Annotated in this window: 21 protein-coding genes, 1 tRNA gene and 1 pseudogene; 9 read left to right on the top strand and 14 right to left on the bottom strand. The window is 55.0% G+C overall.

Annotated elements, in window-relative coordinates:
- Positions 1-3: 3 nt before the first annotated feature.
- The 3 genes and pseudogenes from HS105_12055 to HS105_12065 form a co-directional block, all read right to left on the bottom strand.
- Positions 4-687: a DotU family type IV/VI secretion system protein gene (locus HS105_12055; protein MBE7517320.1), complete on the bottom strand. Its 684-nt coding sequence runs from the start codon at positions 685-687 to the stop codon at positions 4-6.
- A 155-nt stretch (positions 688-842) separates the two neighbouring features.
- Positions 843-941 (bottom strand): annotated as a pseudogene (locus tag HS105_12060) (energy transducer TonB).
- Between the two features lie 698 nt (positions 942-1,639).
- Positions 1,640-2,215: a hypothetical protein gene (locus HS105_12065; GenBank protein ID MBE7517321.1), complete on the bottom strand. Its 576-nt coding sequence runs from the start codon at positions 2,213-2,215 to the stop codon at positions 1,640-1,642.
- Between the two features lie 159 nt (positions 2,216-2,374).
- Between HS105_12065 and HS105_12070 the strand changes: the two genes are divergently transcribed.
- The gene (locus HS105_12070) at positions 2,375-2,680 is read left to right on the top strand and encodes a YbaB/EbfC family nucleoid-associated protein (protein ID MBE7517322.1); all 306 of its coding nucleotides are present in this window, start codon (positions 2,375-2,377) and stop codon (positions 2,678-2,680) included.
- A 52-nt stretch (positions 2,681-2,732) separates the two neighbouring features.
- Positions 2,733-3,347, top strand: coding sequence for a recombination protein RecR (gene recR / locus HS105_12075; protein MBE7517323.1), 615 nt, complete (start codon positions 2,733-2,735; stop codon positions 3,345-3,347).
- Positions 3,348-3,375: 28 nt separating this feature from the next.
- On the opposite strand, the gene HS105_12080 is transcribed toward recR, so the two are convergent.
- Together HS105_12080 and HS105_12085 are read right to left on the bottom strand one after the other, a co-directional pair.
- The gene (locus HS105_12080; protein ID MBE7517324.1) at positions 3,376-3,990 is read right to left on the bottom strand and encodes a hypothetical protein; all 615 of its coding nucleotides are present in this window, start codon (positions 3,988-3,990) and stop codon (positions 3,376-3,378) included.
- 47 nt (positions 3,991-4,037) lie between these two features.
- Entirely contained in the window at positions 4,038-4,490 is a 453-nt protein-coding gene (locus HS105_12085) for an NUDIX domain-containing protein (GenBank protein MBE7517325.1), read from the bottom strand.
- A 107-nt stretch (positions 4,491-4,597) separates the two neighbouring features.
- On the opposite strand from HS105_12085, the gene HS105_12090 reads away from it, so the two are divergent.
- Together HS105_12090 and HS105_12095 are read left to right on the top strand one after the other, a co-directional pair.
- Positions 4,598-6,556: a VCBS repeat-containing protein gene (locus HS105_12090; GenBank protein MBE7517326.1), complete on the top strand. Its 1,959-nt coding sequence runs from the start codon at positions 4,598-4,600 to the stop codon at positions 6,554-6,556.
- A gap of 45 nt (positions 6,557-6,601) precedes the next feature.
- Entirely contained in the window at positions 6,602-7,006 is a 405-nt protein-coding gene (locus HS105_12095; protein ID MBE7517327.1) for a hypothetical protein, read from the top strand.
- 7 nt (positions 7,007-7,013) lie between these two features.
- On the opposite strand, the gene HS105_12100 is transcribed toward HS105_12095, so the two are convergent.
- From HS105_12100 to HS105_12110, 3 genes are read right to left on the bottom strand one after another with little or no spacing between them, the layout of a single operon-like run.
- Positions 7,014-7,850, bottom strand: a complete 837-nt coding sequence (locus tag HS105_12100; protein MBE7517328.1) for a pyrroline-5-carboxylate reductase — start codon at positions 7,848-7,850, stop codon at positions 7,014-7,016.
- On the bottom strand, positions 7,838-8,257 hold the full coding sequence (locus tag HS105_12105; protein ID MBE7517329.1) for a type II toxin-antitoxin system VapC family toxin: 420 nt from the start codon (positions 8,255-8,257) through the stop codon (positions 7,838-7,840). Before HS105_12105 ends, HS105_12100 begins: the two co-directional genes overlap by 13 nt.
- Positions 8,254-8,499, bottom strand: a complete 246-nt coding sequence (locus HS105_12110) for a type II toxin-antitoxin system prevent-host-death family antitoxin (GenBank protein MBE7517330.1) — start codon at positions 8,497-8,499, stop codon at positions 8,254-8,256. Before HS105_12110 ends, HS105_12105 begins: the two co-directional genes overlap by 4 nt.
- Before the next feature lie 147 nt (positions 8,500-8,646).
- Here HS105_12110 and HS105_12115 point away from each other — a divergent pair, with 147 nt between their 5' ends.
- Positions 8,647-9,855, top strand: a complete 1,209-nt coding sequence (locus HS105_12115) for a tyrosine--tRNA ligase (GenBank protein ID MBE7517331.1) — start codon at positions 8,647-8,649, stop codon at positions 9,853-9,855.
- Here HS105_12115 and HS105_12120 read toward each other — a convergent pair.
- From HS105_12120 to dnaK, 4 genes are all read right to left on the bottom strand, one after another.
- Positions 9,852-10,235, bottom strand: coding sequence for a helix-turn-helix transcriptional regulator (locus tag HS105_12120; protein MBE7517332.1), 384 nt, complete (start codon positions 10,233-10,235; stop codon positions 9,852-9,854). The genes HS105_12115 and HS105_12120 overlap by 4 nt on opposite strands.
- Positions 10,236-10,295: 60 nt before the next feature.
- On the bottom strand, positions 10,296-10,685 hold the full coding sequence (locus tag HS105_12125; protein ID MBE7517333.1) for a four helix bundle protein: 390 nt from the start codon (positions 10,683-10,685) through the stop codon (positions 10,296-10,298).
- 59 nt (positions 10,686-10,744) lie between these two features.
- Positions 10,745-11,899, bottom strand: coding sequence for a molecular chaperone DnaJ (gene dnaJ, locus HS105_12130; protein MBE7517334.1), 1,155 nt, complete (start codon positions 11,897-11,899; stop codon positions 10,745-10,747).
- Between the two features lie 90 nt (positions 11,900-11,989).
- Positions 11,990-13,921: a molecular chaperone DnaK gene (gene dnaK / locus HS105_12135; GenBank protein ID MBE7517335.1), complete on the bottom strand. Its 1,932-nt coding sequence runs from the start codon at positions 13,919-13,921 to the stop codon at positions 11,990-11,992.
- A 222-nt stretch (positions 13,922-14,143) separates the two neighbouring features.
- Here dnaK and HS105_12140 point away from each other — a divergent pair, with 222 nt between their 5' ends.
- Both HS105_12140 and HS105_12145 read left to right on the top strand, forming a co-directional pair.
- The gene (locus HS105_12140; GenBank protein MBE7517336.1) at positions 14,144-16,501 is read left to right on the top strand and encodes a carboxypeptidase regulatory-like domain-containing protein; all 2,358 of its coding nucleotides are present in this window, start codon (positions 14,144-14,146) and stop codon (positions 16,499-16,501) included.
- A gap of 154 nt (positions 16,502-16,655) precedes the next feature.
- Positions 16,656-17,588, top strand: coding sequence for a hypothetical protein (locus HS105_12145; GenBank protein MBE7517337.1), 933 nt, complete (start codon positions 16,656-16,658; stop codon positions 17,586-17,588).
- An 83-nt stretch (positions 17,589-17,671) separates the two neighbouring features.
- On the opposite strand, the gene HS105_12150 is transcribed toward HS105_12145, so the two are convergent.
- Positions 17,672-19,195 (bottom strand): DUF853 family protein, encoded by a 1,524-nt coding sequence (locus HS105_12150; GenBank protein MBE7517338.1) that lies wholly within the window; start codon positions 19,193-19,195, stop codon positions 17,672-17,674.
- 302 nt (positions 19,196-19,497) lie between these two features.
- Here HS105_12150 and HS105_12155 point away from each other — a divergent pair, with 302 nt between their 5' ends.
- Positions 19,498-21,618: a sodium-translocating pyrophosphatase gene (locus HS105_12155; protein MBE7517339.1), complete on the top strand. Its 2,121-nt coding sequence runs from the start codon at positions 19,498-19,500 to the stop codon at positions 21,616-21,618.
- Positions 21,619-21,693: 75 nt separating this feature from the next.
- Here HS105_12155 and HS105_12160 read toward each other — a convergent pair.
- A tRNA-Met gene (locus HS105_12160) sits at positions 21,694-21,770 on the bottom strand.
- A gap of 138 nt (positions 21,771-21,908) precedes the next feature.
- Here HS105_12160 and HS105_12165 point away from each other — a divergent pair.
- Positions 21,909-22,853, top strand: a complete 945-nt coding sequence (locus HS105_12165; GenBank protein MBE7517340.1) for a tetratricopeptide repeat protein — start codon at positions 21,909-21,911, stop codon at positions 22,851-22,853.
- The last annotated feature ends 56 nt before the right edge of the window (positions 22,854-22,909 follow it).

The raw sequence follows: 22,909 nt of genomic DNA on the forward strand, positions 1-22,909 counted from the left end.
CTGCTACGCTCCGAACTGCAAGTTATCTACCGCTTTCTGCAGATAATTCGACGCCATTAAAAAGAAGATCAAATAGACGATCACGGCAAAGCCGAGGCCCGCGAACGCCGTTATCTTTGCCCACATCGGCATACCGCGCTTCTTCGGCGGCTCGGGCTGATCGTCCGCCAGCCAGTGCGGCGACAGCTCAACGGGATGTATCTTGCCTGCCTTTACGAGCGCATTGGCGGTCGATTGCATGATCGCGAGCAGCTTCTCCTGCTCATAGACGCCGTAACGCCCCTTAAAGCCAAGCAGCATACAGAAGTAATAGACCTCGACCGCATCCTGCGTTACGTCGATCTGCCGCAGCATCGACTCAAGCTTGTCAAAGAACTTGTTGCCGGCGAGCTGTTCGCCGAAATACTCGAGCTGTAGCGGATTGTGCTCCCACTCATCACGCAGCGGGAAGTTGTTCGTCAGCACCGTCTCGTCCACAAAGGACGCGAGCGCGAACTTCGACACCGAAACGATCTTATGATTGAAGCGGTAGCGCTCGGCACGCTTTTCAAAGTCGTCAAGCATACCCGCGATTCGCGGCCGCAACTCGTTCGAAGGCGCGACGATTCCGGACTTCAGCCGTAGGACCAGATCAAATATCGGCCCGGCAAAAGCGATCAGATCGTTCTTACTTGCGTTTTCTGACATTCAGCTTGCCTACATTCTAGCCTTAAAACATTTATTTTCCAAGACTTTGCTGCCTTCGTCCTGACCTAGCGTTCAGGTGACGGATTTGCCGTCGGGCGCGGCCCCTGACGCGGTGTCGGCGCCGGTGTCCTTGGAGCGATATTCGTAAAACGCGGCGTCGGCGATACTTCCGGTGTCGGAGCGGCGGTGCGTTCGGGCGTCGGTTCGGGTGTCGCCGTCGGACTTGGGCTCGGTTTTGGCGTCGGCGTCGGTGTCTTGATCTGCATATTAACATTCGTGTTCAGATTGACATCGGGTGTTGACGCACTCGGCACCGCATTAAAGTTAAAATTCGAATCAAAGCCGACATTTGTGTTCAGGTTCGTATTCTGATTCGCGTTCAAATTCGTATTCGCGTTCGCATTGGCCGGAGCACCCTTTTGAAGGAACCAGAAAAGCAAAGCCCCAAGGCCCAGCAGCGCTATCGTGCCGAACACGGTCAGAACAACGATCTTCAGCGTGCTTGGGGGCGGCTGCGGCGGCGGATAATACGGCGGGATCGTACGGGGGCGAACGTTCTGTTCACGCGGGGCTTCGGCAGTATCGATCACGATGCGTTCCGACACTGGTTTTACCGAAGGCAGGCCTTCATCAAGATCAGGCGGCAGCGGCGGTACGCTTGCGTCATCCTTTCGCCGAATGACAGTAACCTCGCCCGGATCGTCCTCTTCCCCTTTGACAAAACTCTCGCTCGGCAGCTCGGTGAATCTCGGTTCGGCCTCCTCGATAAGCGGCGTGCCATCGACCGTGCAAAATCTTATTACTTCTTCATCAAACCGCGTCTCGCATTTCGGGCAATATTTCATAGGTATCACACGCCGCACACGCGGCCGCAGGCGAATTCATAGAAACGCGATAATTCTAGCACGAAACCGTTAACTTAAAGTAACAGAATACAGTTATCGCGGGCCGTCTAGCCGTCGCCCGCGAAATTGCCGTTAATGTAGCCGTGATACATCGGGTTTGAGCGCAGGCTGTTGCGCAGCTCATCGATAAAGAATTCAATGTTTGCGGCGTTCCCCTGCCGCAGCTCGTTGACCGCATAATAGGCCACTCTCGATTCCGAACCCAACTCAAATGCCTCTATCGAGAGCCCCGAATTACGCGCGTAATAGGCCTGTGCAATATACGCGGCGGCTTCGTTATCGATCCACGGCAGTGAAGAACTCGTCAGATCGAACGACGCGTGAACCGACTCATGGCAGATCAATGCGTTGAACAGCCGCGAATAACGCTTATTACGCCCGAGGTAGAAAGTGTTGGCGTCGTAGCCGCCCGCCGGATCGGCACGTGAGCTGTACATGGCAATATCGCCCGGAAACCTATTCTCGACGACCGCAATACTGCCGCTCTGAAGCGCGTTCGCAACGCGAGTAAATGTCGTCCTGTCAATACTTATCGTTGCGCCATTCGAACCCCTAAAGCTGAAGGCGATGCGCGCCGCCTCGCCGCTCGTAAGAATGCCGATCATCTGCTGCTTTACACTCATCTCGCCCTAGACCATGCTGTTTATTTGACGTAGCCGTGTGCCATTTTTGCACTTTAGCGTGCTTATGTCGATTTCTTTCATGTCGATCGCACCCGAAATATCGCACAGGCATCGCCCTCAGCGTGGTTCGGATGTTATCCTATCCGCAGGAGTGAACTTATGAAATTTCCCGGTGGTATGGATATTGGCTCGATGATGCGGCAGGCTCAAGCTATGCAGGAAGAGATGAGCCGAGAGATGAAGAACACCTCGGTCGAAGCGGCCGCAGGCGGCGGTGCCGTTACCGTCAAGATGCGCGGCGATTTTGAGGTGCTGAGTGTAGCGATATCGCCCGATCTCTTTAAGGAAGGCGATGTCGAGATGCTGCAGGATCTGATCGTTGCCGCCCTTAACGAGGCTCGCCGCAAGGTCGAAGAATCACTCAAAGGCAAACTCGGCGGAATGCTGCCGCCCGGACTAATGTAGAAAGGGCAGCCCGCTTTCGCCGCCGGCGATGCGGTCCGCGGCAGCAGCTTATATGCTTGACCATTCAGAGCCTGTCGAAAAACTGATCGACGAATTCAAGCGTCTGCCGGGCATTGGTGCGCGTTCGGCGCAGCGGCTTGCGTTCTACATACTTCGACGGCCTGCGGCCGAGGTCGAGTCCTTTGCCGACGCCCTTCGCGATGTAAAGGCCCGCATCGTTTTCTGCTCGACGTGCAACAATCTGACCGACGTGGACCCTTGCCTTTACTGCACAAATCCGAAACGCGACCGCTCGCAGATCTGCATCGTCGAAGAGCCGTATAATCTCGTATCCATCGAAAAGACACGATCATACCGCGGTCTTTATCACATACTGCACGGCTCACTTTCGCCGCTTCGAGGCATCGGGCCGGACGAACTGATGCTCAACAACCTGATACCGCGCCTTCGGCCCGAGAATAATCAGGGCATCGAGATCGCAGAGGTGATCATCGCGACAAACCCGACGACAGAGGGCGAGGCTACAGCGAACTATATCGCACGCCTGCTAAAGCCTTTGGGTGTAAAGGTTACACGGATAGCGATGGGAATGCCCGTAGGCTCCGATCTTGAATTTGTTGATGAAGTAACGATGGACAAAGCTCTCGCTAATCGCCACGAGATTTAGCAAAAAAGCCCGTCTTAAGCAGCCTCTCCTAGAATCTCACATGCTCAGGCGGAGCGTCCGAAGCGCTTCGCGAAACTTTCCATTCTTCCTCGGTGTCGTAAAAATTTACGTCAAAACTCAGCAGCGAACGAGCGGGAATGCCGTCAAACTCATTGGGAGCATCCTCGAATTTTACGATAGTTCCGATCCCTATGACTTCGGCGCCAAGTTCGCGCACAAGCGCGATCGTCTCGCTGATCGCCCTGCCGGTGCGGTTAATGTCGTCAACTATCAACGCGGGGAAGAGTTTGTCGTCCGATACGTATTGCCTGAATTGGCGCTTGCCGTTCTCCATTTCGGCCCACGATATCTGCTGCGCCGTCAGTGCTTGCCGGACGCCGAATGCCACCATAATGCCGCCCGGGCCGGGGCTTATGACCGAGATATTCGGCAAATGGCTCGAAACGGCCTTATCTTGCCGGAACATTCGGCTAAGTCCTACTGACAGGATCCTGGCGTTGTCGTAATAACGAAATGCAAGCGGCATCTGAAAATAATGCGACGCACGTTTGCCGTTCGGATAAATGAATTGCCCTCGGCGATAAGCACCCGTGTCGGTCAAGAGTTTCATCACAGATTCCGGCTCAGGGATCAAATTCACCATATTATTTCTCCTACGAAGTTCAATTCTAAGCCCCTTACGGCCTTTTATCAAATTTCTGTCCCGAACACGTGTGCGAGCAGCGACCGTTGATCCAGATTCATCTCCGTCGGTATGTCGTCCGCCGCGAACCACCGTATCTGTTTGATCTCGCGGCTCAGTATGCGGCCTTCGCCGGAGGAATTTGCCCTGTAAAGCACCTCGACGTGACGCTTGAACGTCCGAACGCGATAAAAGCTCACGTTCGTCAGCTCCAGCCCTGTCTCTTCGCGGATCTCACGCCGCAAAGCCGCTTCAGGCTGCTCGCCCGGCTGAATAAAACCGCCCGGAAGGCCCCAACCCGAGCCCGGCCGCAGCAAGTGGTCGAGCAGCAGCACCTCGCCTTGCGGATTGGTAACGATGCCGGCCGCCGAGGCTGTAAACTTATGCTGCGTCGCCCTTGTCAGGCGCAAACGCGCCCAAGGCGGCATCTTTTTCCATAACTTACCCAAGAGATGAAGCATTTTAAGGAATGCTAACGGCGTTAAATGTTTTTATTATTGGTAGAGGTGTTAACATTGCCGCTTGGCTATACTGACATCTTATATCAGTTCCACCTTCCGGAGTTACAATGAATTCTTACATACTTCGCTCGGCCTTCTTTTTATTGTTCGCTGCGGCCTTTCCGGGCGTCATTTTTGCTCAAGTCGGCCTTAGGGCAGACCTTGACGCAAATTTTCGCTCATACGATCTCGTGCGTATTGATGCCGGATCGACGAATCTGAATTTTCGCGCAGCGGCGGGCAGTGTCTCGATCGAGCTTATCGAACACGACCTGCGAAGCCCTGACTACCGCGCAGAATCGGACGGCATTCTCGGACGCGTTGCCGTTGAGCGCGGCAAAGTGAACACATTTATCGGCCGTATCGACGGCGATGCGTCGGCAATTTCGAGATTCAACCGTGTAGGAAACGGACTTGAGGGCTTTTTCGATCGCGGCGGCGAGCGCTTCTTTGTCGAACCTGCAAAGAACTACTCGGCGGACGCGGCCCCGTCGCAGTATGTGATCTATCGGCTCGCCGATGTTCGTGCCGACAGTTTCTTTTCATGCGGCTCAATAATGGAGAAGAAGATAACGGACGGCCGCTCGATAGCCTTCGGCGGCGAGAACCTCGCGTCCGTACCCAAACGGCTTCGCATCGCCACTGACGCCGACCAAGCGTATGTGAATACGCTCGGCAGCTCATCGGCGGCAAATGCCGAGATACTCGGCATTCTCAACACGATCGAAGGCGTCTATCAACAGCAGCTCGGCATCAAGATCTCGGTCGTTTATCAGCATACATGGACAACCGCAGATCCGTTCGCGGGCACAACGCCCGAGGCCGCGGTTCGCAGCTTTCAGGCATATTGGAACAGCAGCCTTCCCGTTACCGAAGTGCCGCGCGATATTGCACATTTGTTTTCCGGAAAGGCAAATATTCAATCGCAGGGATGGGCGTTCATCGGCGTAGCCTGCACAAGCCCGACCTACGCATACGGAATGAGCGGCTACATAAGCTGGGCACCGGGAAAATATCTGATCACCGCACACGAGGTCGGACACAACCTCGGAGCGAATCACGCCGAGGTGGCTCAGGGCTGCGGCTCTACGATCATGAATGCACAGATCAGCGGCGCTACACCGTTGGAATTCTGTACGTATTCGCGAAATGAGGTCGCGAACTTTGTCGGCCAGAACTCGTGCCTGCTGCCTTCCGTCGGATGTAAATACGATATCGACGGCGACGCAAAGGCGGATATCGGCATCTTTCGGCCAAGCGTCGGCGAATGGTGGTTCCTTCGCAGCGGCAACGGCTCGAACGGAGCCGCTCAATTCGGAACGGGCACAGACAAGACGGTGCCGGCAGACTTTACCGGCGACGGCAAAACGGATATCGCGATCTGGCGTGAAACAACAGGCTCGTGGTATATCCTCCGAAGTGAGGATCAAACATATTACGCATTTCCGTTCGGCGCCTCGGGTGATGTTCCGGTGCCGGAAGATTACGACGGCGACGGCCGTGCAGATGCCGCCGTGTATCGGCCTTCGGCCGGCACTTGGTATGTCAACCGCTCAAGCGGCGGCACCGATATCGTTCAATTCGGCACGGCGGGCGATGTACCCGTTCCTGCGGACTACGACGGCGACGGAAAGGCCGATGCAGCGATCTTCAGGGCTTCGGACTCGACATGGTGGCTCAAGCGTTCGATAGCAGGGGTCGCAGCATTCACATTCGGCTCGGCCGGCGACCGGCTGGTGCCCGGCGATTATACCGGCGACGGCAAAGCGGACGTCGCCATATTCAGGCCTTCGAATGGTATGTGGGCGATACTCCGCAGTGAGGACGGCAGCTACTACTCACTTCCGTTCGGCCTGGCCGATGATATGCCGGCACCAGGCGACTATGACGGCGACGGCAAGTTCGATCAGGCTGTATTCCGGCCTTCAAATTCGACGTGGTACATACAAGGTTCGTCGGCAGGAACTATCGTAAAGCAGTTCGGCACGGCGGGCGACGTCCCGATCTCGAACGGCTATGTCAGATAGGCAAGGTTTGCTAACCTCGACCGACCCGTTATAACGTCGTGGCAGATGGGCCGCGCATTTCGAAAAGCCGATATCGGCCGCGTATTCACCTGGGATGAGGTGAGCGACATTCATCGCTCACAGCACGGCATATATCAACGCGACGGCACGGTCATCTCGTTGCTGACCGATCTTGGCAGGATCACGCCGTGCTATCCCGACACGCTTAGCAATGGCGGAAAAACTCTCACTTACACCGGTTCGGGCCGCCGCGGCGATCAAAAACTCGACATCCGCAACCGTACTTTGCTCGACGCTGCGTCACGCGGGCGTGTCGTGCCGCTTTTCAATAAACTCGGCGTTAACCGCTGGGAATATATGGGCCGCTGGCGTATAACGGCTCCGCGTTATGTGTTTGACGAGGCCGGCGAACGCATGGTGTGGCAATTCACGCTTGAAAGTGCGGACTAGGGCGCTGTTACTTTTTACCGAGGGCGACGGCCCGCTTGTACGCCGAATAAACTGCCTTTGAAAGCACGGTGCGAAGGCCGCCTTTTTCCATCTGATAAATTGCCTCGGCAGATGTTCCGCCGGGCGAGGTTACCATGTTGCGAAGTTCGGCGGGATGTTTGTGCGATTCCATCGCGAACTTGATCGAACCGAGCATCGTCTCTTGAACAAGTTCTTTCGCCATATCACGCGAGAATCCGAGATGCACGCCCGCATCGGTGAGCGCTTCCATGACCAGAAAAGTGTATGTGGGGCCGGTCGCCGAGAGCGATGTCGCCATGTCGATCATATTCTCGGTCTCGACGAAAAGCTCTTTGCCGAACGCCGAAAGGAACTCTCGTACATGTGCCTGCTCCTCGCGTTCGACAGCCGCGGTACACGTCCACGCAGTGATGCCCGCACCGATCTGCGATGCAGTGTTCGGCATCGCCCGAACGATCTTTGCAGTGCCTAGTTCTTCGGCAATGTGGCTGATGGTCGCACCCGCAACTATCGAGATCACAAGCTGTTCGGGATGGACAACATCCTTTAGGTCTGCGAGAACACGGGCCAACCGCTGCGGCTTGACGCAGACGACGAGCGCCGACGCCTCTTGGCCCGCGGCTGAACGCGCGGCGTCTGCGTTCGACTCGAACACCGCAATGCCGTATTTTGCCGCAAGCTCGTCGCGGCGGTTCACCCTCGGATGGCTCGCCGCGATCTGTTCAGGCCCGACGAGGTTTTGCTCGATAAGCCCCGCGAGCATCGATTCGCCCATGACACCGCAGCCGATAAAGGCAAGGTTTAAGTCGTTTATTTTGCCCATGGGTTAAATAGCTCAACTCCTGTTCTATCAAAATCGTTTATGTTTCTGGTTGCGATTATAAGCCCATGTTTAATGGCGATGGCGGCGATCTGCGAATCAAATGGCGATATCGGAGCTCCTGTTTTATCGGCACGGCCGCGCATTTTACCCCAAATTTCGGCAGATTCGATATCGAAATCGAGCGTTTTCCCTTTATAAACGGTCTTTATATCATCAAGCCATTGCTCCAGCTTTGATCTACGCTTTGTTGCATCGAGCCTTTCGATCCCGCGCATGATTTCACTTATCGTAAAGACCGACAAAAACAACACTTCCGGCTCTTTCGACTTGATCCAATTTACAACTTTTAGTTCAGGTATCGGTTTGATGATCTCCGAAATGACACAGGTATCGAGCAAGTACATCATTCGGTATCCTCACTGAGATCAAGAGGAGGGCGATCCGGAATATTATCGCGCGTCAGATCGAGCTCTATACCATATTTACGGAAAGGATTGTCGAGCAAGAATTCGATAAAATTCTGTTCTTTTTTCTTTTTCTTCTTCCCGCTAAATTTATTGTGGTATTCCTCAATTGAGATCACGACCGCAGTTTCCTTGCCGTTTTTGGTGATTATCTGCGGTTCGCCCTTCGCCGCGTCGGCGATCACTTGACTGAACTTATTTTTCCCTTCGAATATCGACAGCGTCTTCATTTCTATACCTATCTAGCTTAGCTAGATAAGTAGTATTGTATTCCGATATTTTCTCGTTAGTCAATGGCGAAAATTCAACAGACTGTCTTACAATCACCATTTATGACCATTGACGAGCAGCTTGAATTTTTAAAGAAGGGCACGGTTGACCTGATACGCGAGGAAGACCTGCGCAAGAAACTTGAACGAAGCGAACGCACAGGCAAGCCTTTGCGTGTGAAGCTCGGGCTTGATCCGACGGCGCCGGATATTCATCTCGGGCATACGGTGGTGATCCGCAAATTGAAGGCGTTTCAGGATCTCGGCCACACGGTGATCTTCCTTATCGGTGATTTTACGGGAATGATCGGCGACCCTTCGGGCAAGAACATCACGCGGCCGCCGCTCTCGCGTGAAGAGGTGAACGCGAACGCAGAGACCTATAAAAAGCAGATGTTCAAGCTGCTTGACCCGGAAAAGACCGAGCTGCGGTTCAACGGCGAATGGATGGACAAATTCACCGCGGCAGATTTTGTAAAGCTCTGTGCGCGAACGACCGTCAAACAGATACTCGAACGCGATGATTTCGCCAAGCGATTGGCTGAAGAAAAGCCGATCTCGCTTCACGAACTGCTCTATCCCCTGACGCAAGGCTATGACAGCGTTGCCCTAAATGCTGACGTCGAGCTGGGCGGAACCGATCAGAAATTCAACCTCTTGATGGGCCGCAACCTCCAGCGTGAATACGAACAGGAGCCGCAGGTCATAATCACGACGCCGCTGCTCGAAGGCCTCGACGGCGTCAATAAAATGTCGAAGTCTCTCAATAACTACATCGGCATCGAAGACGCGGCTGATGAGATGTTCGGCAAGGTGATGTCGATCTCGGACGAGCTTATGTGGCGGTATTATGAACTGCTCACTGATCTGTCACCATCTGAAATTTCAGGCCTCAAAGCCGAGATCTCGAACGGCAAAAATCCCCGTGATCTGAAAGTGAACCTTGCAAAGCTCATCATCAAGGACTTCCATTCGCAGGCGGATGCCGACGCAGCAGAGGAGGAATTCGTCAAGCGCTTTGTGCAGAAAGAAGTGCCCGATGAGGTCGAAGTAATGACACTCGCGGCAGGCGAATATGCCCTCGCCCAACTGCTTGTGGATACAGGGCTTACGGCGTCAAAAGGCGAGGCACGACGCCTCATTGATCAAGGCGGCGTAAAGGTGGACGGCGAAAAGGCAGGTTCGGCAACCGCACCCGTAGCGGTAGATGCGGAAGGAGTGCTGCTTCAGGTCGGCAAGCGTCGTTTCTTGCGTGCCAAGGCGCAGCGTTAATGCCGTTTGTTTATCATCCGCAAGCGTGAGAGCGGTATCAATGCCTGGCCCGACCTTTCAGGCTCGTCCGACCGCGAGAATTCGTAGGCGTGGTTGCGCAGATACTCAAAGAATCGCTCGAACTCACGCTGCATCTCATCCATCTTTGAGCGCATATTGAGGATGATCTCGACGCCCGCGAGATTTACGCCGAGGTCGCGTGTCAGCGACAGTATGACCTCAAGGCGTTCAAGGTCGGTATCTTCGTAAAGCCGTGTATTGCCCACCGAACGCGACGGCTTCAAAAGGCCCTCACGCTCATACAGCCGCAGCGTCTGCGGATGTATCTCGTACATCTCAGCGACCGCACTGATCGTATAAGTTTTGACACGCTTCTTCATGATCCAAAAGTTACAGAGTTACAGAGTTACAGAGTTACAGAGTTACAGAGTTACAGGGTTTTAGAGTTTTCGCGTTTTAACGTTATCGTTTTCCCGCAGATATCTTGCCAAAGCTAAACACATTTTTGATACTTCGCTAAGGCCCTCATAATTAGTTCTAAACTCCGTATCGTCAATATAGCCGAGACCGCGGGCTATATGTAAGTGCGACTGAACCTCGGCAGCAGACCCGCGAGCAACACTCAAAAAATTAGCGAACTCAGAATTAGTGCGGCGTCCGTGCCCTTCGGCGATATTAGCCATTATGGAAACCGACGCTCGGCGTATTTGATCCTTCAAACCGAAATCTTTCGAAAAGCTCCCATTCGATGAGATCCGATATACATCCATCGTAACCTCGAACGCCCTTTTCCAAGCGTTTATCTCCTCAAAGCTGTTGAACTTTGCCATCTGCGTCGGTCTCCGAACTCATTAGCTTTCGGCAACTCTGAAACACTGCAACTTGCCCTCTACCCCAATCCCATTGCCTTACGCGGGTTCTCGGTATTGAGCTTCTCGAATTGCCGCAGCAGTTCCTTCGTCTCCTCTGAGATGACCTTCGGCAGAGTGATCTTGACCTCGATGAACTGATCGCCGCGAAGCGACGGGTTGCGAAGGCTCGGAAAGCCGCGCTCGCGCAAGCGGAACTTCTGCCCCGATTCGGTTCCCGGCGGGATCCTGAGTTGCGCCCGGCCCTCGACGGTCGGCACCTCGATCTTTGTCCCGAGTGCAGCCTCCGAAACCGTGATCGGCACGGTAACGTAGATGTTGTCGCCCTTGCGTTCGAGAAATCGGTGTTTACCGACATTCGTAACGATAAAAAGGTCGCCCGGCTCGGCACCCAAACGCCCGCCGTGCCCTTTTTTGGGAACGCGCACGCGCGAACCCGTATCAACTCCCGCAGGTATCTTCACTTTTACCTGCTCGGTCTTAGGCGTTGTGCCTTTGCCGTTGCAGAGCGAGCAAGGTTCGCGGCGGCGGCCCGTTCCCTCGCAGTCGCTGCACGTTGCCGAGAACTGCAGCCGTCCGCCGGTGCGCATCACTTGGCCGCTGCCTTTGCATGTGGGGCAGGTAACGACGGGGCCGCCCGTATCGCCCGCACCTTGGCAGCGTGAACACTGTTCGCTGCGGTTCACGGTCAGGTTGGTCGTAAGACCTGAAAATGCCTCTTCAAAGCTGAGCGCAAGCGGTATCTCGATATCGCGGCCGCGTTTCGGCATCGGTTTCGGAGCCTCGGGCTGCGTTCGCGTGCTGCTGCCGCCGCCAAAAAGATCCGAGAAAATATCCCTGAAACTCGAGCCTCCGGAGCCGGACCCGGAAAAATCGAAGCCTGAAAAGTCGTAGCCCGAGGCAGAGCCGCCGGCCGGACCTGCGCTTGCAAAAGGCGAATCGGGATCGAGATTGTCGGCGTAGTAGCCGAAGCGGTCAAAGACCTTTCGCTTCTTTTCATCCGAAAGGACATCGTAGGCTTCCTGCACCTCTTTGAACTTATCCTCAGAGACCTTGTCGTTCGGGTTCACGTCCGGATGAAACTTGCGCGCGAGGCGCCGATAGGCCTTTTTTATCTCATCGGCCTTCGCATCTTTCTTTACACCGAGAATCTTGTAATAGTCCTTCTTTGCCATTTCGGGTCTTCGACGAGTCTAAAGGCAAGAAGGACGAGAGGCAAACCTGTTACTAGCCTGTCCCTCGTCCCTCACCAGTTCGTCAAGAAGCTAGTCCTTCTTTTCGTCCTCTACATCGATGTACTCAGCATCGATCACATCGCCGTCATCCGATGAGGCAGCCGTTCCGGCATCGCCCGACGCCGAAGCCGACGACGCTTGGTCGGCGGCGGCGCCGTCCTGACTCGTCTGGCTGTAAAGCACTTCGGCAAGTTTGTGCGACGAGGTCTGCAGCCGCTCAAATGCGTTATTCATCGCATCAACGTCATCGCCGCTGAGCGCCGTCTTTGCATCAGCGATCGCCGCTTCGATCTCACCGGCTGCGGCCGCATCAAGCTTGTCCTTGTTCTCGGACATCGTTTTTTCGACACTGAAGACAAGGCCGTCCAAGCGGTTACGAGCTTCGACCGCAGCCTTTTTCTTCTCGTCCTCACCGGCATGCGACTCTGCATCCTTGATCATCTTGTCGATCTCGTCCTTTGAAAGGCCGCTCGAAGCGGTGATCGTGATCTTCTGTTCGCGGCCCGTGCCGACGTCCTTTGCGGATACGTTCACGATGCCGTTCGCGTCGATGTCGAACGTAACTTCGATCTGCGGTACACCGCGCGGTGCCGGCGGAATACCGACAAGGTGAAACTTGCCGAGCGTCTTGTTGTCAGCGGCCATCGGCCGCTCGCCCTGCAGAACGTGCACCTCGACCGACGTTTGATTATCCGAAGCGGTCGAGAAGATCTCCGATTTGCGCGTCGGGATCGTCGTATTCTTCTGGATCATCGGCGTGGCAACGCCGCCGAGCGTCTCGATACCAAGGCTGAGCGGAGTAACGTCAAGAAGCAGGATGTCGGTCTTTTCGCCTCCGAGGACGCCCGCCTGTACGGCGGCACCGAGGGCAACGACCTCATCAGGGTTCACCGACTTATTCGAGTCCTTGCCGAAGAAGCCCTTGACCATCTCCTGAACCTTGGGAATACGCGTCGAACCGCCGACAAGCACAACCTCTTGGATGTCCTTTGCCGAGAGGCCCGCATCCTTGATCGCCTGCTCGACCGGCGGCATCAGCCGCTTGAGCACAGGCTCGGCAAGCTGCTCGAACTTGGCACGCGTGAGCTTCATTACGAGGTGCTTCGGGCCGGATGCGTCAGCCGTGATGAACGGCAGGTTGATCTCGGTTTCCATCGCGCTAGAAAGCTCGACCTTTGCCTTTTCACCGGCCTCTTTCAGCCGCTGAAGCGCCATTTTGTCGTTATGCAGGTCGATGCCCTGATCCTTCTTGAACTCGTCAATTATCCAGCCGACAAGCACTTCGTCAACGTCATCGCCGCCGAGGTGTGTGTCGCCGTTGGTCGATTTTACTTCGACAACGCCTTCGCCGACCTCGAGGATCGAGATGTCGAACGTACCGCCGCCGAAGTCGAATACGGCGATGGTCTCATCCTTTTTCTTATCCAGGCCGTATGCAAGCGCCGCCGCCGTCGGCTCATTGACGATGCGGAGCACCTCAAGCCCGGCGATCTTGCCGGCGTCTTTCGTCGCCTGGCGCTGTGCGTCATTAAAGTATGCAGGGACCGTTATAACGGCCTGTTCGACCTTTGAACCGAGATAATCCTCTGCGGCCTGCTTCAATTTCTGCAGCACCATCGCCGCAACTTCGGGCGGGCTGTACTGCTTGCCCTCGGCGTCGATGCGTACGTCGCCGTTCGAGGCCTTTTCGACCTTATAAGGCACCTGCTTTATCTCGTCCGAGACCTCATCGTACTTGCGGCCCATGAAACGCTTGATCGAATAAAGCGTATTCTCGGGATTCGTTACGGCCTGACGTTTCGCCACCTGGCCGACCAGACGATTTCCGTCCTTGGTAAATGCCACGACCGACGGCGTGGTGCGGCCGCCTTCGCTGTTCGTGATAACGACCGGTTCGCCGCCTTCCATAACGGCAACGACCGAGTTTGTCGTTCCGAGATCGATACCGATTATCTTTGCCATATCTTAAAAACTCTCCTAATGATCGCGTACTCAATAATTACACTGCTTGAGCCTTTTTGAATGATAATAGTTGAGTGCATTATTGTCAAGTTTGTTCTGCCCGCTGAATTCATAATATTCTCAACTTATCTTGTATCACGGGAGTAAAAAATATATCATTTCTCCGCTGCCCCACATTGGCCGGTGATAGATCGGCCTTTTTATTCAAATTTGAGGTAACGTATGATATTCGCGAATCTGTTCAAATCGCGGCGATCAAGCAAGGCTGCACTGTGTGTGCTGTCGCTGCCCATCGCCTTTTTCTTGCTGATATTTGCCTTTGAAAGCAGCTCTGCGGCACAAAATGTCAGCGGCAGCCTTTGGACCGATGTGCCTGAAGCGTCGCTCGTTTCGACAGGACGAAGGCTGATATTTCCCGATGTTTACAGGACACTGCGTATCGATCATGCGGTGCTGCATAACCTCATCGCTATCGCGCCCGAAGAATTCTCGCCCGAGGTGAGCGGTGCCGGTAACATCATCACGCTTCCGATGCCTGACGGCAGCTTTCAGCGATTCCGATTTTACGATTCGCCCATAATGGAGCCTGACCTTGCAGCAAAATTCCCTGAGATACGAACCTTTTCGGGTCAAGGTATCGACGAGCCTGCCGCGATAGTGCGTTTTGACGTAACGCAGTTCGGCTTTCATGCTCTTGTACTTCGGCCCGAGGGCAGCGTCTATATCGACCCGTACGCGCTTGGCGACAAAGATAATTACATCTCGTATTTCAAACGGGACTTCTCGGCACCCGAAAAGCGTTTTGTTTGCGAGACGCAAAGCGACGATCTGATCCGCTCGCTTCGCCCGCGAGGGCCGATGTCAGTATTCGGCGAGGATGAGAACGTCGTAAACAACGGAGGCACGCTCCACAAATACCGCCTCGCAATGGCGGCGACCGGCGAATACACGGCATTTTACGGCGGAACGGTCGCCGGGGCGATGTCCGGCATAACGACGACGGTCAACCGCGTCAACGCGGTATATGAACGCGACCTTTCGGTACGGCTTATCTTGATCGCGAACAACAACCTTATCGTTTATACCAATGCCGCCACCGACCCCTACACGAACACGTCGAGCGACCTTAACGCGAACCAATCCAACATCAACAGCGTTATCGGCTCGGCAAACTACGATGTCGGCCATCTTGTCGGGACGGGCGGCGGCGGGGTCGCACAGTTGCGCGTTCCGTGCACTTCATCCAAAGCAAAAGGCCTGACAGGCTCGCCCTCGCCGATCGGCGATCCGTTCGATATCGATTATGTTTCCCATGAGATGGGCCATCAGTTTGGCGGAAATCACACTTTCAACTCGACGCGGAGCAGCTGCGGCGGCGGCAATCGTAACGCCGCAACCGCCTTCGAACCCGGCAGCGCATCGACGATCCAGGGTTATGCGGGAATTTGCGGCACATCTGACCTGCAAAGGAACAGCGACGACTACTTTCATATCATCAGCCTCGAGGAGATGACCGCATTCATCACGGGCACGGGCGAGTCGTGCGATGTTGACACATCTACGGGCAATAGCATTCCGACGGTAACGGTTCCGGCGGATTTCACTGCACCGATGCAGACGCCTTTTGTCCTTACGGGCAGCGGCTCGGACGCGAACGGCGATACGCTTACATACACTTGGGAGGAATACGACACCGGAAGCTCGACGAACGCGATACCTAACTCCGACAGCGGTGGACCACTGCCGATCTTTCGCAGCTATAAGCCGGCAACAAGCCCGACGCGGTACTTCCCGTCGCTGCCGTTCATACTCAACAATGCCAACGTGCCGCCGGCGACATTCTCGGGAACGAACGCTGTCGGCACTTACTGTTCTTCCGGCAATTGTCTGACCGGCGAACTGATGTCGCAGCGTGACCGCACGATGAAATTCCAAATGACGGTCCGCGATAACCGAAGCGGCGGCGGGGCGGTACGATCGGCACAAACTAACGTTACGATCACGACGGCGGCGGGCCCGTTCAAGGTGACCTCGCCGAATTCCGGCGTTACATGGTACAGCGGTACGAATCAAACGATAACATGGAATGTAGCTAATACGACCGATGCTCCGGTGAGTTGTCCGAACGTTGACATCCTGCTTTCGACCAATGGCGGTTTATCATTCCCGTTGCTCGTCTTGGCCGCCACTCCGAATGACGGTACGCAGAACGCGTACATTCCGCCATCGGCCGGAACAACATCGCGGATCAAGATCCAATGTTCGACGGCGCCGTGGTTCGACATATCGGACGTCAACTTCACACTCCTCGCACCCTCCGCCGGCGGCGTTACCGTCGAAGGCCGTGTTACCGATGCAAGCGGCCGCGGCGTCTCGCGAATGGCCGTTGTCTTTACGGATCAGCACGGTATTGCCTACACCACGGTAACAAGCAGCTTCGGGTACTTCAGGTTCGACGACCTGCCGGCCGGCGTAACTTATGCCGTAAGCGGAGCGTCGAAGCTCTTCACCCTTGTGCCGCAGGTGATCCAGGTTCAAGATCAGATGACGAATGTTGAACTCACAGCAGCCTCGAACTAGAGCCTACCGAAAGAGCGGGCCGAACTTTTTGCTTCGGCCTGCTTTTTTGGAAAACACCCTCAGACATTTTTTTTGCATCAAACACTAGTCCGATGCGGCGAAAGGTATTATTATTTATCTTTTCCATAAATTTGGCGGGAGTAAAACTCAAACGATGAAGAAAGCAATTTTTGTAGCAGTTTTGATGGCAATGGTCGGTGCATTTTCTGTTGCCGCCATCGCACAAAACAAATCGAGGGAAGAGTCGCTTAATGAGATCGCGGCACTCACGAAGACGAAGAAGCCGGAAGATCAGGCAAAGGCCTACGAACTCGGCAAGGAGTATCTGAAACGCTTCGGCAGTGAAAAGGATAAGGGCACAAAGCAGGTTGCTGCTTTTGTCGATCATTATCGTGAGGATTCATTCTACAAAGCGGTAGATAATAAAAAGCTTGACGAGGCATTCTCGCTCGGCAATGAGCTGCTCGCCGAGAACCCTAATAATGTTCCTGTCCTGATGAATCTGGCTTATACGGGCTTTAACGGCCTCGCCGTCGGCAACAACACGCATGCTGCTGAATCAATAAAGGTATCCGACAAAGCCATCGAACTTATCTTGGCAGGCAAAGGCCCCTCAAACTATGCACCGTTCAAGGATAAGAATATGGCTCTTGCGTGGCTCAACTACATTAACGCGATGATCTCGCAGACTACCAACCTTAAGTTGGCCGCAGCACATATGTATCAGGCTCTTCAGTATCCTTCTGAGATCAAGGATAACGTCGATCCGTATCACTTCATTGCGTTCTATTACGAGGAATCATATACCGCAGCCGAAGAAGCATTGGGCAAGAAGGTCGCGGCAAAGACCATCTCCGATGCAGAACGAAAGACGGAAGAGGACAACATCAATAAGATCCTCGACTTTGCGCTTGACGCCTATGCACGAGCTATTAAGGTCGCCGATACGACAAAGAACACTAAAGCGACCGAGCTTCGCAAACGGCTTACGCAGATACTGAAATTCCGGAAAGGGACGGATGCAGGAATGGAAGACTTTATTAAGTTCACCGCTAACTCGCCGATGCCCGACCCTGCAAAACAGTAGGCACTATCGCGTGTAAAAAGGTTCACGGCGTTTCGCTTCGATAAGCGAAACGCCGTAAATTTTTCCCCTGCGGATCAATATTCCTAAAACCAGCTCTTCTTGCCTTTGCCGCCGAATATACCGCCGAGTACGCCTCTGATTATTGAGTTGCCGATCTGGCGTCCGATCGTCGAACTGGCCGAGCGCGCGGCACTCTTTGCGATCGACTCGACCAGGCTGTCGTTGCGGCTTGCCGCACGCTGGGCACGTGCTTCCTCTTTCTCCTGTTCAGCGGCGGCCTTGGCTTGAGCTTTCGCCTCGGCGTCCTGCTGCTCTTGCTGCATTCGGGCTTCTGCTCTGGCGGTGAGCAATTCAAATGCCGACTCGCGATCGACGGCCGCGTCATAAACGCCCGCAACAAGCGAATTTGCAATAAGCGCGGCTCGCTGCTCATCGGTGATCGGCCCGATGTGGCCTACCGGCGGTATCACGAACGCCCTATCGACCATTGACGGAATGCCTTTTTGGTCGAGGCATGAGATCAGCACCTCGCCGACACCGAGCTCAGTGATCGTTTGTTCGGTATCGAGTGCAGGATTGACGCGAAATGATGTCGCAGCGGCTTTTACACCCTTTTGCTCCTGCGGCGTATATGCGCGCAGTGCATGCTGCACTCGGTTGCCGAGCTGTGCGAGCACTTTTTCGGGAATATCTGCGGGATTTTGCGTTACAAAATAGACACCGACGCCCTTTGAGCGTATAAGGCGGACGACCTGTTCGACCTTATCGATCAATGCCTGCGGCGCATCGCTGAAAAGCAGGTGAGCTTCGTCAAAGAAGAACACGAGCTTCGGTTTGTCGAGGTCGCCTGCCTCGGGCAAATTCTCAAAAAGCTCGCTCAGCAGCCACAGAAGAAATGTCGAATAAAGCTTCGGTGCGTTTATTAGCTCATCCGCCGCGAGAAGGTTCAGCACACCCTTGCCGTCCAGCGTCTGCATAAAATCGTCAAGCTTTACCGCAGGTTCGCCGAAAAAGATGCTGCCGCCCTGCTGTTCGAGCTGGAGCAGGCCGCGCTGTATCGCACCGACAGATGCCGACGAGATATTCCCGTACTGCAGCGTCAGGTCCTTCGAACTCTCACCGACGAATCTCATCAATGCCTGCAGGTCCTTAAGATCGAGCAGCAGCATTCCGTTGTCATCAGCATATTTGAATGCGATGGCGAGCACGCCTTCCTGTGTATCGTTCAGGCCGAGAAGACGGCTGAGAAGCAGCGGGCCCATTTCCGAAACGGTCGCTCGCAGCGGCGAGCCTTGTTTGCCGAACACATCCCACAACGTCGCGGGGAAGCCTCGGAAAGCGGGCGTGATGCCGAGCAGCGTGTTCCGCTCGTCAATTTTCGCATTCCCGCCTCCGGGCTGCGTAACGCCTGTGAGGTCGCCTTTGATGTCGGCCATGAATACGGGAACGCCTCGTTCGCTGAATCCCTCGGCCAGACGCTGTAGCGTAACGGTCTTACCGGTTCCCGTCGCTCCGGTGATCACGCCGTGGCGATTCGCCATTTGGGTCAGAAGGAAAAATCCTTCGTCCTGTGCATTCTTCTTTGCTGCAAGTATCGGTTCGGTCATAATCCAGTTCTCAGATGCCGGATGAATTGCCTGACGCTGTACGCAAACAGGTCGCCGCCAAGCGTTGGACATCTTCAGCGTTCGTGCAACGAATTATACATATTCGCACTGCGAATACTCAAATTTGCGGCTCGCAGCGGTCTCATTTCGCGGTATTTGCCGCTCTGAAGTTGTTTAACCGCCGCGATTATCTCATAATTATCGTTTTTGATATCCGCGTACCGTCGCAAAAGTAACGGCGGACCGATACCAACTTCTAACTTTGTTCGGGAACGCCTCTTGTCAGGCGGCAGTTTAAGAATATGAATAGCTACGTGATCTATTTGGTACCTGCACTCGGTATATTGGGCCTGTTGGTGATGGCTTTCAAATCGTCGTGGATCGGCAAACAAGATGCCGGCGACGCGACCATGAAAGAGCTTGCCGGACACATTGCCGACGGCGCTATGGCCTTTCTGAAAGCCGAGTGGAGGGTGCTCAGCATCTTTGTCATCATTACAGCCGCACTGCTCGCTTATTCAGGCACGGTGCATGAGATCGGCGGCCGCAAGATACATTCAAGCTGGGTCATTTCCATAGCCTTTATCATCGGTGCCGTCTTTTCCGCGACGGCCGGTTTTATCGGCATGAAGGTCGCGACAAAAGCTAATGTGCGCACAACGCAGGCCGCACGGACAAGCCTTAAACAAGCTTTGAAGGTATCATTCACCGGCGGCGCCGTCATGGGCCTCGGTGTTGCCGGCCTTGCAGTGCTTGGCCTCGGCGGGCTGTTCATCGTCTTTTTGGCAATGTTCGCCGGTCTCGGAGCAGATCAGGTGGCAACCTCTATCGAAGTTCTTACCGGCTTCTCGCTCGGTGCCGAGTCGATCGCTCTGTTTTCGAGGGTCGGCGGCGGCATATATACAAAAGCCGCTGACGTCGGTGCGGACCTTGTCGGAAAGGTCGAGGTCGGAATTCCCGAAGATGACGTACGTAATCCGGCAACCATCGCAGATAACGTCGGCGATAATGTCGGCGACGTGGCCGGCATGGGCGCCGACCTTTTCGGCTCCTATGTCGCGACGATCCTTGCTACGATGGTGCTTGGCCAAGAGATCAAGGTGCACGATGCCTTTGGCGGCCTCTCGCCTATCCTTCTGCCGATGATCATCTGCGGCCTCGGCCTTGTCTTTTCGATCGTGGGAATGTTCTTTGTCCGGATCAAGGATGACAGTTCATCCGTGCAGAACGCCCTCAACCTCGGCAACTGGGGAGCAATGATCCTCACCGTTGCGGCATCGCTCGCCGCCGTCATCTTGGTGTTGCCCGACGGCCCTATAACGCTCCGCTCGACCACATTTACGCGTATGGATGTCTTTTGGGCGATCGTTGTCGGTACCGCGGTCGGCGCGATAATGAGCTTTGTTACCGAATATTATACGGCAATGGGCAAAGCTCCGGTCCGCTCGATCGTTGAGCAGTCCGGCACGGGCCACGCAACAAACATCATCGGCGGCTTGGCCGTCGGCATGAAATCGACTGTCATCCCGATCATTACGCTTGCGGCCGGCATCGTGATCTCATACAGATTTGCGGGCCTCTACGGCGTTGCTATCGCCGCCGCCGGTATGATGGCAACGACCGCAATGCAGCTTGCCATCGACGCTTTCGGGCCGATCGCTGACAACGCGGGCGGCATCGCCGAAATGAGCCAGCTTCCATCCGAGGTTCGCGGACGCACCGACGCACTCGATGCGGTCGGCAACACGACCGCCGCGACAGGCAAAGGCTTTGCTATTGCCTCAGCTGCGCTTACGGCACTTGCTCTGTTCGCAGCGTTCGTCGGCATCGCGGGTATTGACCGCATCGATATCTATAAAGCGAATGTCCTCGGCGGCCTGTTCGTCGGCGGTATGATTCCGTTCATCTTCTCTGCCCTTTGCATCGAAGCCGTCGGAAAGGCCGCGATGGACATGGTCGAAGAGGTTCGCCGCCAGTTCCGCGAGATCCCCGGCATCATGGAGTACAAGGCAAAACCCGAATATGAAAAGTGCGTTGCCATCTCGACCAAAGCATCGATCAGACAGATGATCACTCCCGGAGCCATCGCCCTATTGACGCCGGTCTTTGTCGGTTTCATCTTCGGCCCCGAAGTTCTCGGCGGCCTGCTTGCGGGCGTAACGGTCTCGGGCGTCCTTATGGGCATTTTCCAAAATAACGCCGGCGGCGCTTGGGATAACGCAAAGAAATCGTTCGAAAAAGGCGTAGAGATCAAGGGCGAGATGCACTTTAAGAAGAGCGAACCGCATAAGGCCTCGGTAACCGGTGACACGGTCGGCGACCCGTTCAAGGACACTTCCGGCCCGTCGATGAACATCCTTATCAAGCTGATGTCCATCGTCTCGCTCATCATCGCTCCCTACATCAACGGCATCGGACAGTAAATTCCTCCGCCGTTCAAAACAGAAAAAGAGGCCGCTCCGAAATGGCGGCCTCTTTTAATTTTCCCAAAAAACACGTGGTGGCGGGGGGGAGACTTGAACTCCCGACCTCGGGGTTATGAATCCCGCGCTCTAACCAGCTGAGCTACCCAGCCACAAACTCTTAATTATAGGTTTGCACGGCATTTTTGCAAGTCGCAGCCTGCTCCGCTTCCTGCTATGATATCCGAAACGTCTTGCAGGCAACGCGGACGGGCGTTCGCACAGTCCTATGGGACACATGGTGTTCGCTTATGAAGATGCGTAAGTTCACTGACCTTTCGATATTTGCCTTTATGCTGCTTGTGTTTGCGGCACTCAGCATACCGGCGCAGCGTGCCCCTGCGGCTTTTCGTTCAATTACTGTCAAAAGCGAACCGGGAGCGGCGGTTTGGGTCGACGGCGTTCTATTCGGCAGAACAGCAAAGGATGGAACGATCACGATCTCGACCGTTTCTGCCGGGGTTCACACGATCCGCGTCCGTGCCGACGGATTCAGCCAGATCGAGCAGCCGCTCGGAGCTGCACAAAAAGGCACCATCAATATCACATTGAAGAAAACGGACGATCCGGCGGAGCTTGCGTTCCAAGAGGCCGAGCGGCTGACGCTCGTTGATCGTGAAAAGGCGGTCGCGGCTTATGAACGTGCCATAGCGGCAAGGCCCAAGTTCCCCGAAGCATTTCTTGCAATGGCAAGGATGCAAACCGATATGGGCGACCTCGATGATGCCCTGCGCTCGATCAACTCGGCACGCAAACTGCGCCCGGGCTATGCGGAAGCAACTGCCGTCGAGGGCCGCATCCTCAAGGAAATGGGCGAAGAACAAAAGGCGATCGCCGCTTTCAAACGTGCCGTTGCCGAAGGCAAAGGTTTTCAGCCCGAAGCGCTTACCGGACTTGGACTTTTGTACAAAGACCGTGCGGAGTTCGCCGGCGGTACCGGCGAGTTCAGCGAAGAAGCGGCAAATTACGCCGAAAGCGCAAAGTACCTGCGCTCGGCACTCAAGCAGCTTTCGGGCGCACCTGACGCCATCGTCATTTATCAGATCGTCGGGCTGATCTACGAACGCCTTCAGCGGCCCGATGATGCGATCGCTGTTTACGAAGAATTCCTGCGGATATTTCCCTCGGTTCCCGAGGCAACTGCGGTCCGCTCCTTCATCACTCAACTCAAGAAGACGCCGGCGCAGCCGCAATAAGCCTATCCGATCGTCCTTTGCAGGGCCGCGTCGGCGGCCCTTTTTTGTTTCTCGGT

Origin of the sequence: Chloracidobacterium sp. (genome assembly GCA_015075585.1) — a bacterium.
Taxonomy (GTDB): domain Bacteria; phylum Acidobacteriota; class Blastocatellia; order Pyrinomonadales; family Pyrinomonadaceae; genus OLB17.

What these genes read in the sequence shown, in the direction of transcription:
- HS105_12055 (MBE7517320.1), bottom strand. Translation starts at nt 687, where the DNA reads ATGTCAGAAAACGCAAGTAAGAACGATCTGATCGCTTTTGCCGGGCCG.
- HS105_12065 (MBE7517321.1), bottom strand. Translation starts at nt 2,215, where the DNA reads ATGAGTGTAAAGCAGCAGATGATCGGCATTCTTACGAGCGGCGAGGCG.
- HS105_12070 (MBE7517322.1), top strand. Translation starts at nt 2,375, where the DNA reads ATGAAATTTCCCGGTGGTATGGATATTGGCTCGATGATGCGGCAGGCT.
- recR (MBE7517323.1), top strand. Translation starts at nt 2,733, where the DNA reads ATGCTTGACCATTCAGAGCCTGTCGAAAAACTGATCGACGAATTCAAG.
- HS105_12080 (MBE7517324.1), bottom strand. Translation starts at nt 3,990, where the DNA reads ATGGTGAATTTGATCCCTGAGCCGGAATCTGTGATGAAACTCTTGACC.
- HS105_12085 (MBE7517325.1), bottom strand. Translation starts at nt 4,490, where the DNA reads ATGCTTCATCTCTTGGGTAAGTTATGGAAAAAGATGCCGCCTTGGGCG.
- HS105_12090 (MBE7517326.1), top strand. Translation starts at nt 4,598, where the DNA reads ATGAATTCTTACATACTTCGCTCGGCCTTCTTTTTATTGTTCGCTGCG.
- HS105_12095 (MBE7517327.1), top strand. Translation starts at nt 6,602, where the DNA reads ATGGGCCGCGCATTTCGAAAAGCCGATATCGGCCGCGTATTCACCTGG.
- HS105_12100 (MBE7517328.1), bottom strand. Translation starts at nt 7,850, where the DNA reads ATGGGCAAAATAAACGACTTAAACCTTGCCTTTATCGGCTGCGGTGTC.
- HS105_12105 (MBE7517329.1), bottom strand. Translation starts at nt 8,257, where the DNA reads ATGATGTACTTGCTCGATACCTGTGTCATTTCGGAGATCATCAAACCG.
- HS105_12115 (MBE7517331.1), top strand. Translation starts at nt 8,647, where the DNA reads ATGACCATTGACGAGCAGCTTGAATTTTTAAAGAAGGGCACGGTTGAC.
- HS105_12120 (MBE7517332.1), bottom strand. Translation starts at nt 10,235, where the DNA reads ATGAAGAAGCGTGTCAAAACTTATACGATCAGTGCGGTCGCTGAGATG.
- HS105_12125 (MBE7517333.1), bottom strand. Translation starts at nt 10,685, where the DNA reads ATGGCAAAGTTCAACAGCTTTGAGGAGATAAACGCTTGGAAAAGGGCG.
- dnaJ (MBE7517334.1), bottom strand. Translation starts at nt 11,899, where the DNA reads ATGGCAAAGAAGGACTATTACAAGATTCTCGGTGTAAAGAAAGATGCG.
- dnaK (MBE7517335.1), bottom strand. Translation starts at nt 13,921, where the DNA reads ATGGCAAAGATAATCGGTATCGATCTCGGAACGACAAACTCGGTCGTT.
- HS105_12140 (MBE7517336.1), top strand. Translation starts at nt 14,144, where the DNA reads ATGATATTCGCGAATCTGTTCAAATCGCGGCGATCAAGCAAGGCTGCA.
- HS105_12145 (MBE7517337.1), top strand. Translation starts at nt 16,656, where the DNA reads ATGAAGAAAGCAATTTTTGTAGCAGTTTTGATGGCAATGGTCGGTGCA.
- HS105_12150 (MBE7517338.1), bottom strand. Translation starts at nt 19,195, where the DNA reads ATGACCGAACCGATACTTGCAGCAAAGAAGAATGCACAGGACGAAGGA.
- HS105_12155 (MBE7517339.1), top strand. Translation starts at nt 19,498, where the DNA reads ATGAATAGCTACGTGATCTATTTGGTACCTGCACTCGGTATATTGGGC.
- HS105_12165 (MBE7517340.1), top strand. Translation starts at nt 21,909, where the DNA reads ATGAAGATGCGTAAGTTCACTGACCTTTCGATATTTGCCTTTATGCTG.